Origin of the sequence: Streptomyces sp. ADI95-17 (genome assembly GCF_003846175.1) — a bacterium.
In the GTDB taxonomy this organism is placed as follows: domain Bacteria; phylum Actinomycetota; class Actinomycetes; order Streptomycetales; family Streptomycetaceae; genus Streptomyces; species Streptomyces sanglieri.
Window position 1 is genome coordinate 1,514,702 of sequence record NZ_ML123044.1, and the last position, 9,808, is coordinate 1,524,509.

At 69.0% G+C, this 9,808-nt stretch carries 12 protein-coding genes; 3 read left to right on the forward strand and 9 right to left on the reverse strand.

Annotation, left to right across the window (positions count from 1 at the left end):
- Window positions 1–1,248: 1,248 nt before the first annotated feature.
- From EES42_RS06825 to EES42_RS06835, 3 genes are read right to left on the reverse strand one after another with little or no spacing between them, the layout of a single operon-like run.
- Window positions 1,249–1,641 carry a hypothetical protein gene (locus tag EES42_RS06825; RefSeq protein WP_124717449.1) on the reverse strand — a complete coding sequence of 131 codons (393 nt, stop codon included), beginning with the start codon at window positions 1,639–1,641 and terminating at the stop codon, window positions 1,249–1,251.
- Window positions 1,641–1,892, reverse strand: a complete 252-nt coding sequence (locus EES42_RS06830; RefSeq protein ID WP_124717124.1) for a DUF7848 domain-containing protein — start codon at window positions 1,890–1,892, stop codon at window positions 1,641–1,643. Before EES42_RS06830 ends, EES42_RS06825 begins: the two co-directional genes overlap by 1 nt.
- Window positions 1,889–2,146 carry a hypothetical protein gene (locus EES42_RS06835; RefSeq protein ID WP_124717125.1) on the reverse strand — a complete coding sequence of 86 codons (258 nt, stop codon included), beginning with the start codon at window positions 2,144–2,146 and terminating at the stop codon, window positions 1,889–1,891. Before EES42_RS06835 ends, EES42_RS06830 begins: the two co-directional genes overlap by 4 nt.
- A gap of 139 nt (window positions 2,147–2,285) precedes the next feature.
- Here EES42_RS06835 and EES42_RS06840 point away from each other — a divergent pair, with 139 nt between their 5' ends.
- A complete protein-coding gene (locus EES42_RS06840) occupies window positions 2,286–3,116 on the forward strand; it encodes a helix-turn-helix domain-containing protein (protein WP_124717126.1) in 831 nt (276 codons plus the stop codon).
- Window positions 3,113–3,322, forward strand: coding sequence for a DUF397 domain-containing protein (locus EES42_RS06845; RefSeq protein WP_124717127.1), 210 nt, complete (start codon window positions 3,113–3,115; stop codon window positions 3,320–3,322). Before EES42_RS06840 ends, EES42_RS06845 begins: the two co-directional genes overlap by 4 nt.
- Before the next feature lie 108 nt (window positions 3,323–3,430).
- Here the strand turns inward: EES42_RS06845 and tgmC are convergent, their stop codons facing one another.
- From tgmC to EES42_RS06875, 6 genes are all read right to left on the reverse strand, one after another.
- Entirely contained in the window at window positions 3,431–4,552 is a 1,122-nt protein-coding gene (tgmC, locus tag EES42_RS06850) for an ATP-grasp peptide maturase system methyltransferase (RefSeq protein WP_124717128.1), read from the reverse strand.
- Window positions 4,545–5,504 carry an ATP-grasp ribosomal peptide maturase gene (tgmB, locus tag EES42_RS06855; protein ID WP_124717129.1) on the reverse strand — a complete coding sequence of 320 codons (960 nt, stop codon included), beginning with the start codon at window positions 5,502–5,504 and terminating at the stop codon, window positions 4,545–4,547. Before tgmB ends, tgmC begins: the two co-directional genes overlap by 8 nt.
- A gap of 11 nt (window positions 5,505–5,515) precedes the next feature.
- Complete coding sequence (tgmA, locus tag EES42_RS06860; protein ID WP_241196257.1) at window positions 5,516–5,788, reverse strand: putative ATP-grasp-modified RiPP; 273 nt, start codon at window positions 5,786–5,788, stop codon at window positions 5,516–5,518.
- Between the two features lie 496 nt (window positions 5,789–6,284).
- Window positions 6,285–7,121, reverse strand: a complete 837-nt coding sequence (locus EES42_RS06865; RefSeq protein WP_124717130.1) for a helix-turn-helix domain-containing protein — start codon at window positions 7,119–7,121, stop codon at window positions 6,285–6,287.
- A 9-nt stretch (window positions 7,122–7,130) separates the two neighbouring features.
- On the reverse strand, window positions 7,131–7,865 hold the full coding sequence (locus tag EES42_RS06870; protein WP_124717131.1) for a DUF6879 family protein: 735 nt from the start codon (window positions 7,863–7,865) through the stop codon (window positions 7,131–7,133).
- Window positions 7,866–7,945: 80 nt separating this feature from the next.
- Window positions 7,946–8,884: a MarR family transcriptional regulator gene (locus EES42_RS06875; protein WP_206433381.1), complete on the reverse strand. Its 939-nt coding sequence runs from the start codon at window positions 8,882–8,884 to the stop codon at window positions 7,946–7,948.
- 475 nt (window positions 8,885–9,359) lie between these two features.
- Here EES42_RS06875 and EES42_RS06880 point away from each other — a divergent pair, with 475 nt between their 5' ends.
- Window positions 9,360–9,770 carry a VOC family protein gene (locus tag EES42_RS06880; RefSeq protein WP_124717132.1) on the forward strand — a complete coding sequence of 137 codons (411 nt, stop codon included), beginning with the start codon at window positions 9,360–9,362 and terminating at the stop codon, window positions 9,768–9,770.
- The last annotated feature ends 38 nt before the right edge of the window (window positions 9,771–9,808 follow it).

A 9,808-nucleotide genomic window follows, 5' to 3' on the forward strand; every position in this document is an offset into this window, starting at 1 on the left:
GTGCAGTTGTCGCCGTCCGCTGACCCGTCCGCCCGTCCGTCTTGCGTTCCCTGCTGCGCGGCGGGAGGGGGAGGGGGAGGGTCAATCTTTACCGAAGCGGGGGCCACCGAGTTTTCCGAGGCCTGCGACACGGCCGCGGGTGAGAGCGTAAGGGCGGCGGCTCCGAGCAGGGGGCACGTCAGTAGTGCGATGGTTCGCTTTGCGCGCATAGCTGTCTTCCCTTTCGCGACTGGTAGGCGCCGACGGCACCCAGCCTTCGGCCGGGAGCATCGCTAGCTCCGCTGGACCGGAGAACTGGAATCTAGACTCTGCGCTGGGCACCATTCGGGCCGATGAATGCGCCCTCTGGCGCGACGCCATTTTCTCTGCTCGCTGGTACTGCTGCAGTTATGGCGTTCGTAAGTTCGACCGTATCGAGCGAAGAGTGATATGTCTACTTATGCCCCAGCGCCCTGAATGGACTTCCAATCTTGGCTCGCAGCAGCCATCGCAGCAGGTGAGAGGCATACCGGACCAAGAGCGAGGGCTCACTCAAGTCGCTTCCGGACCAAGCGGTCCGCGGGCCATCCGAGGCCGTCGAAGGGCAGCCCACGACGACCAACGACGACCGTTCGGTCATCGGCCAGTGCTGCACCGATGTCGATCACCTGAGGTCGCTCCTGAGCTGCACCACCTCCTGGCGGCATGTCACTGCGGCGTGAGGTCGCCGAGGATCTGGAGGGACGGCCCCGTGCCGGACGCGCAGGTGACACGCCGTTCATCCGACGGGAAGTGACATGGGGTCAACAAAGACCCTGGCCTACCGCCCTATCTGGTACTCAAATTCAAGAATCACAACGACATCCAGACTCTGCAATTCATTTTGGAGCATGGGGAGTTGCAGATGGACGGAACTGTCTACGCGGACGGTGGGGACCCCTATCCCTACCCATGTCACTACAAACGCACTTCTGTCGATCCTGAGGCCATGGATCGCCGGTAGCGGTCGCCACTCACTGGCGGCCCTCCCGCCACACTCGGGTGAGCCGGACCGCGACCGGACACGGCGCGCGCCGGCAGGCGGCGCACACGCAGGTGTGACCGAGGAGCGAACCATTCCCACGCCCGCTCATACAGGCGTACTTCCTCGTCGTTGGTGAACCACAGTTCCTCCTCCCCGAGTGGCTGCATGACGGGCGGCGCAATCGGGCGCAATGAACCTGCCCCCTCCGGGCACCGGTGACGGGCTGCGGCCCAGGGGTGGACTTGTCACAGGTAGAGCTGTCGCTCGCAGGCCCGGCAGAAGGTCTTGCCGTGGCGACTCACGGTCCGCCGGTGCTCGCACACCGCCGTCCCGGGCCCGTCCGAGGGCGCATGAGTGGGCACGGCGAGCGCCGCCGCCTGCATGGCGCGGCCGCCGGCCCCGTCCCGACCGTGCGCCTGGGCCCGCACTATGGCGTCGAGTTCCACCAGGCATGGGCCGCACGCGTACACGTCGCCCGTCGCGCCGGGGGTTTTCACGGAGCCGACCCACAGCACGCGCACGCCATCGCGTCGGCAGTACAGCCAACAGGCGCCCGTCCCCCATGGGTTGCCGTCATCGGTCTGCGCGACGAGCGGCCACACATCCCGCCACGGCCGTCCGGCAGCGGGGGCGAGCATCACGACGCACCTCCGCACACCAACGGCCGCAGCACCGCGTAGTCGCCGAAGTTCCGGCGGTAGCGTCGGTGCCCCGTCTCCTGCGTGTGCCTGCGCTGCCACTCCTCCACCGGTCCGGGGTCGTTGTACGCACCCGACTCCACGCCGCACTCGATCTCGTCGCCGGACACACAACGGGCCTCGTACTCCGGTTCCGCCGTCGCGTCCTGCTCGACGGAGAACGGAACGTAGCGGAACACCCGCCGGGTCACCGCGCCGCCTCCTGCCGGCGTCCGGCGCCCCGGAGCCGGAGCGCGGCGGCGAGCGCGTGGGCCGTCGCCACGTTGCAGCGCCCCAGGTCGATCAGCACGCGCGGGACGGCCCCGGCACAGGAGACGGCGTCGAGGGACAGGGACGGCAGCTTCACCCCCACCGCCTTGAGCGCGTCGCTCAGTTCGTCGCGCGCCCGCTCGGCGTCCCCGATCCCGTTTCCCGCCGCCTGCCGCCCGTTGTCTTTCGTCGCCATGTCTGCCACTCCGTACGCCATTGACCCTTCGGCCCCACTGCTCTGCGTAACTCCTTGCTCACACCATGGCTTGGAACCACGCACGCTCGATAGATCTGGACCCATTCCAACGCAGGCGGAATACCAGGGAGTTGAACAGGTGAGCGAAGGCGCTGACCAGGCACGGGAGCCCGCGAACGGTGCCGTGTACTTCGGCGAGGAGACCAAAGCACTGCGTGAAGCCCTGGTGCTCTCGCAGGAACAGTTCGCGGACAAGCTGCACTACCGACAGGCACAGGTCAGCAAGGTCGAGAACGGCGCCGTGCTCGCGTCGGGCCCCTTCGCGGAGGCCATGGATCGCGTGGCCGGAACGCCCGGCGTGTACGCCCGGCTGCGCGCCAAGCTGAGCAAGCAGGGGCATCCCGAATGGTTCGTGCCGTACATCACCCTTGAGGAGTCCGCGAGCGGGATCACTGACTACTCGTGCACGTTTCTCATGGGCCTGTTGCAGACGCCGGAGTACGCGAGGGCCGTCATCCGCGCCGCCTTCCCTCGCGAGACGGCGGAGCAAATCGAACGGCGCGTCGAGCTGCGCATCAGGCGGCAGGTCGTCATAGAACGCGACGAACCGCCGCTCCTGTGGGTGGTGATCCATGAAGCCGTTCTGCGCGCATGCGTCGGCGGCCGGGCCGTCATGATCGGGCAGCTTGAGCACCTGATCGCGCAGATGACATCACCCCACGTCACGGTCCAAGTACTGCCCTACAAAGCGGGTGCCGCGCCCAGCCACCTGCCGTTTACGCTGCTCTCGTTGAACGACACCCCCCACGCGGTCTACGCCGAGACTCCCACCCATGGCGGACAGGTGGACGACACCTCTAGCGTGGTGGCGACAGCCGTCAGCATGTTCGACCGGCTTCGCATGGCGGCGCTGTCCGAGGAAGAGTCACTGACCCTGATTCGCAAGATCATGGAGGATCACGCCACATGAGCAGCACGCCCGACCCTCGGTCCATACGGTGGGTCAAGAGCACCTACAGCGGCGGTGAGGGGCAGTGCGTCGAGTGGGCGCCCGACCACGCGCACGCGACCGGTGAGTTCCTGATCCGTGACAGCAAGACGCCGGACGGCCCGCACCTGACCCTGACGAACGAGGGGTTCACCGGTCTCGTGGAGTTCGCCAAGCACCACGGATGACCGGCCCCGAGTATCCGGCCCTCGCCCCACCACCCCCACCGGCGCGCGAGGTGGTGGGGCGGGAGGCAGCGGCTGAAGTGGCGTGGCTCGTAGGCTGTCAGTCTGCGGTCACGCCCAGGTGAGGCGTTGCCCGTCGGGGCCGACGTGCAGCCGCATGCGGTCGGGCGACGGCTGACCGTCCGTCTGCCACTGCGAGACACGCTCGGTGATCTCGTCCCACAGACGCACCGGGCCGCCCTGCCGAACCATCCATCGTCCGCCGTCCCGGAAGAGGAACGCCCAGGATCCGGCGTTCACGTCGATCACGAGGTGTTCCGTCCGGCCGTCACGTTCCAGCGTGAGCCGCTGCGCGCGGGGCGCGGCGAACTGTGCGACGAAACGGGCCGTCCAGTCGTCGAGCGCGTCCGCGCCCAGCTCGGCGGGCACCGCGTCGCCCTCGCCGAGGTTCGGCAGGATGCCCAGTGGGGGCGGAAGATGGGGCCGGGCGAGCATGAACGAGACCTGTCCGCCGAGAACCGGGCCGTCGGCCGTGCCGTCGGCGGCGACGGTGAGCCGTACGAGTTCGGATGCGTGCATCCACCCGCCGACCGTGACCAGGATCTCGCCGCCCGGCCGGGTCTGTGCGAGCCAGTCGGCCGGCACGGTGCGCACCGCGCACGTAGCGATCACGCGGTCGTACGGGCCCCCTTCCTCGTAGCCCGCCAGGCCGTCACCGACCACACGGAAAGGCCAGTACCCGGCCCCCGCGAGGGCCGTTCCCGCGCGGGCGGACACCTCGGCATCGACCTCGACCGTGGTCACGTCGTCCTCGCCGACGACATGGCAGAGCAGCGCGGTCGAGTAGCCCGTGCCCGTACCGATCTCAAGCACGCGCGCCCCCTTGGACACCCGCAGGTCTTCGAGCATCCGCACGACCAGGCTCGGCAGGGTCGAAGACGACGAGGGGGCCGAGGCGATGCGCCCCTCGACCTGGTCGGGGAAAACACCACCGGCCACCTGCGTCACGAGGGTGTCGTCCTGGTAGATCCGGGTGAGTCCTCCCGGGGAGCCCCCGCATGCCGGGCGGTACCAGCCGCCGTCTTCGTACTCGAACCAGCCGTGCGCGAGAAATGCCTCGCGGGGCACCGTCATGACAGCCGATTCCCACTCCGGGGTGCGCAGAGTGCCGGAGTCCGACAGACGCCGCGCGAGATCGGCGCGCAGGCCCTTCGAGGTCAGGAGGTCAGTCATGGCGGCTCGCTCCGTTCTCCAGCAGGTCCGCGATTGCGGCGGTGATCGGCAGTCCGGCCGCGTCTTCGAGCCACGCCCATTGGCCGTTAGGGTTGCACTCCAGAAACCACCAAGCGCCGTCGCCGGTCACGGCGAAGTCGAAGGCTCCGAAGTCCAGCCCGAATTCGGTGAGGAAGCACACCAGTGCCTCACGCGTCTCCTCCGGGCAGGCGACCGGCTCGTAGGCGAGGTTCCGGTACTCGGATCTCCAGTCCACGACCCCCGGCGGCCCGGTGATCCGGGCGCTGAACACCCGCTCACCGACCACGACCGCCCGCACGTCCGCCACCTTGGGCACCCGCGCCTGGAACAGGTGCGCGCTACGGCTCACCGCGCCGTCGATCTCGCCGGCCTCGACCTGGGCGGCCCAGATCCCGGCAGGCTCACCCTCGACGTCGTAAGCCCCCGCGTGCAGGGGCTTGTAGATCGTGGGCTGTCCTGCGCAGAACTGCGCGGCATCCCCCGGGTCATTGGTGATCAGGGTGGCCGGGACAGTGAGTCCTGCCCGGGTCGCCGCGTCCAACTGCGCGGGCTTGTACTCCGCCCGCGCGATGGCCTGCGGATGACTCAGGTACAGGCACCCCGGCAGCGCGCCCAACACGCCGCCCAGTCCGCGCCGGTTCTCCTGTGCGGCGAACCGGGCCGCCTGTGCACCGCCGTCCGTCCGGCAGGGGCTCGGCCGACGGTGGTACAGGGCACGCACGGCGGAGAGGTGGGCCGTACGCTCCCCGACCGTCAGTCTCCCGGCCCATCCCCCTTCACCGATGTGTGCGGCAAGCACGGCAGGTGCGGGGAAGTCACGCCCCGGGTCGAACCGGACGACGGGCACCCGGCGGCGGTTCAGTTCCGCGATGACCAGATCAGCGGTCGCGTCCTCGCGCTCCGTGCAGACCAGCACCGGGCGTCCGTCCATGGCGCTGCTCCCTAGTCCTGCGTCGCGTCGTGGCCGGAGTCGGCGTCCATCTTGCCGTCCTTGCCGACCTGAGTGGGCGGGTAGGTGTTCACGCTTGTGCCGTGCTTGCCGAGTTCGGCCGGTGTCATCGCCCCGTCCTCCCCGACCCACCGGCCGGTCTGCGTGGCCGGGTCGACGCCCGCGTACCGCCACGGCGAGGGAGAGCCGTTGCGCAGCGGAACCATTCGGCGCAGCCCCCACGGGGTCTGCGCGGCGGTCTCCGTACCTTCGAGGCTCGTTCGCAAGTTTTCTCCTCAGCCGTTTCCTACGGTGATGTCGTGCAGGGCTCGCCGGGAACGTCGTACGTCTTCGACTCCCCGAGGGGAACCTGCTGTTGGCAGTGGTCGCCCCTCACTGGCGACCCTCCCGCCACACTCGGGTGAGCCGGACCGCGACCGGGCACGGCGCGCACCGGCAGGCGGCGCATACGCAGGTGTGACCGAGGAGCGCGCGGTACGCCGTTTCTCCGCGCGGGCGGACGGCCTTCGTCAGGGGAATCACGTCGGCATGTCCCTCCGACAGGGATGGGGAACCAACGAATGGTGGACCGAATACGTCGAGTCCGCTGACTGCGTGCTCACGGTGGATCAGTACCGGGTCCGGGGCGCGGGAGAGTGGCCGGTCCGCGCCGGGATCATGTGTCCGTAAGGCCATGACCAGCAGGTTAGGAGCTCGGGAGAATCAGTGTGTGCCGCGATTCGCGAATATTCCCCGGCTGCCAGGCACGATTCGCGAGGATGCTCACGAGAGATTCAGTTGAGCCCGTGCCCGTGCGATCAGCCGGTGCGCGCTGGTCCCGTACACGGCTGATTCCGCGAGGCTGTTCCACACCCGTCGGTACACACCAGTGCTCTCCGGGTCGTCGATCCAGAGTTCGGCGTGCCAGTCCTCGACAATGGCCAGCCGGTCGTCATACAGCCAGAACCCCGGCCCCGGCGGGATGGTCACCCGCGCGCCGAGCGGGACGATGCCGAGCCGGACGGTGTCCAGTCCGATCGCGCCGACGAGTCGGTCGAGCTGGGCGGAGAGCACCTCGGGAGGGCACACTCCGGCGTGAAGAGCGGCCTCCCACATGACGATGTCGAATGTTCGGCCCGACCGATAAAGCAGGTCCTGGCGCTGCATGCGGGCCCGCACCGCCGCTTCGATGTCGCGCGGCGACTGGTAGAGCGCGGCGAACCCGGTGAAGACGTGCCGGGCGTAGTCCGGGGTCTGAAGCATTCCGACAACCATCGCCCCCTGCCACGCCCGCAGTTCGGATGAACGCTCGTACTCGACGGTGAGGGTGTCCTGCACCGGGCGATGACCAGCGCTCAGCTGGCGGCGCCAAGAGCGGGTGCGGGTCTCCAGACCCTGGACGTGGGCGTGGAGCTCCTCAGCGGTCTCGGGGTGCCCCGTGCCCACGGCCCACGCTGTGAGGTCGTCCGGGGTGGCCGTCTGCCGGCCGGTCTCCAGCTTGGAAACCTTGGCCTGTGGCCACCCCAACTCGGCCGCCAGTGCTCGTTGCGTCGTCGTACCACGCAGCTCGCGGAGCCGACGGCCGAGCGCCTCACGGGCGTGCTGGAAGTCAGTGCTCACACGGCGAAGCTACCTCTGCACCTGGTCGTAGGGCACGGCGTGGTGCCAGGCGGCCTCGCGGACCTGCGCGTATCGCAGGACATCCACGGGGTTGGTGATCAGCTCGACCCCGGTCATCTCGTCAGCGTCGTTGTGGTGGAGCAGGGCGACAACTCGGCTGTCGAAGATCCAGAAGTCCTTCTGCAGCAACTTGAGTTCGTCGGCCCTGCTGCGGGGCAGCACGCGGATGTTCTCGCCCACCGCAGTGTTGCGACGGGCGTTGTCGAGGAGGTAGCGCTGCCCGGGGGTGGGCGGCTCGTCGAGAATGCGGACGCGTTCGAACCGCTTGCCGAGCGCGGACTGATCGCGCCGTCCGGCGCACCACGGGTCGTCGAGGTCCCAGTCGACGTGGCCCTCGGCGAGGAACTGCCGATAGGTGTCGGTCTCCTCGTCCGAGGCGTAGCGACAGCGTGTCTCCAGCCTCCAAGCCGAGTGCTTCAGCTTGGCGAACATGCCTCCGAACGCGTCGAAGGTGATGAACTGGGGCACGTGCACAGGCTCCTTGGGACCGAAGTTGGCGAGCAGTTCGCGCGGGACGGTGACAGCACCCTCTTCGGGGGCGAGGTTGTCGAGCTGGTCGAGTTCGGCTGCGTCAGTGACACGGTCACCCTGAACGACGTATCGATCGGTGCCCGGGATCTCGTACAGAGTCGGGCATCCGTCGTTGCCCGAGTTGGTGCCGACCTTGCGCAGCTTTCGAGCCATGGTGTCCTCCTGTGGCTGGTGATCTGCTGCGCACCGTAGCCGCGCGCGTCAGCGGCACAACAGGGCGCCGGACTCCCCCGTCAGGCCGGTTCGAGCTCGCGGCAGGGCCTGCACAGGCCGTCGCGGAACGCCTCGGGCCTCCCGGGCGCACCGCACTCGGTGCACTCGACCATCAGGCGGCGTACGGGAGTTGCCTGCGTGGCGGGGGTCGTGGCGGGCAGGCGGGGCGGGAGCTTGTCGTGGAGGCGGCGGCGGACGAAGCCGAAGGGTGAGTCGACGGACGCAGGAAGCCCGGCGGTGAGGGCGTGCGTCAGGTAGTCGGCGTCCACACCGCGCGCGAACCACTCGGCAGCCGCCTGCTCCAGCGCCGCGCAGTCCGCTGCGGAGAGGGCCAGGCGGGAGTCGGTACGGCCGAGGCGGGCCAGGGCGGCGAAGGCAGGAGAAAGCCCCGGCCGGGACTGCGGCTGCGGCTGCGGCTGCGCAGTGCGCTGCTGCGGTACCACCAAGGCGGGTGGCTGCGCCGGTACGGGTACGGGCGCTGGCGCAGGCTCGGGCTCGGGTGCTTCGCCCGGGGCAGGCACGACTTTCTCCGTGGCCTCCTGCGGTGCGGGGTGGTGTTCCTCGGCGGCCAGGAAGGCGGTCCACCACTCGTTGTCATGGGCGGTGCGGGACCAGAACGTACGGGTCACCCAGCGGACCTGGTCGCCCTCGCCGCTCAGGCAGCGGACGTGTCGCAGGTGGCCCGCCACACCCAGGGCCCGCAGCGCGCTGCCGACGGCCATCTGTCCGTACAACGGCTGGCTCCTGGCCAGCGACTTGATGTCCATCGCCGCACCCTCGGGCAGCGCGTCCACGTAACCGGCGATGTGCCGCTCGCGTTCGGGGAGGAGCGTGAAGTCGCCCTCGCCGTCGTGGCGTTGCTTCGGTACGGAGCGCTTTCCGTAGCCGGGCTTGGCCTTCGGGTGGGCGCGCGAGGATGCGGGCGCGCGCAGGGCAGGGCTAAGGTTTGGGGCAGCCACGGGATCGCCTCTGATTCGATCTTGGGGTCAGACCCCGGCCGGTGCTGAGAACACCGCGTCGGGGTCGTTACGTTGGGCACCGTAAGCAGCCGCGACTCGCCGCCGCAAGTTGGTCACGACTAGTCATACTTGCTGGCCGTGACGGGTCGGGGAGGGTGGGAGGGTTTCCCCAAACCCCTTCATCTACCCCCAGGTTGTACGGCATCGCTCGAATCCCGACGTCCGGATCCCGGCTCCCGAAGCCCGAAGCTCAAGTCCCGGATCCGGACCTCTCCGCGTACCCACGAAAGAGTGAACGGGCCGTCCCGGAGCTCGAAACCCGGCTTCCGAAACCCGGGGTCCGGAACCCGAGCTTCGGGAGTCGGGCTTCGGGCCCGCCCAGGGCGGGCACTAGGACAGAATCTGTCCGATATCGGTCCTACGGTGTGCCGTGCAACGACGCCTTCAACCGAGCACCCACCCCGAGGAACACGCCATGGACTTCGTCTCGATCCGCATCATCACCGCCGACGTCGCGCGCCTCGTCGCGTTCTACGAGCGGATCACCGGGGTCCAGGCCGACCGGGCCACCGAGGACTTCGCGGAACTGCGCCTGCCCCATGCCACGCTCGCGATCGGCAGCGAACGCACCGTGCCGCTGTTCGCCCCCGGCTCGGCCCGGCCTGCGGCGAACAGCAGCGTCATCATCGAGTTTCTCGTCGACGACGTGGACCGCATCCACCGGAACCTGACCGGGTTCGTCGCCGAGTTCGTCAAGGAGCCGACGACCATGCCGTGGGGGAACCGGGCGCTGCTCTTCCGCGACCCCGACGGGAACCTCGTCAACTTCTTCACGCCCGTCACTCCGGAGGCTGTCGCGAGGTTCACCCCGCGCCACGCCTCGTAGTCACTCGGTCCCCTCCCCCAGGCCCTCCCCCAGGCCCT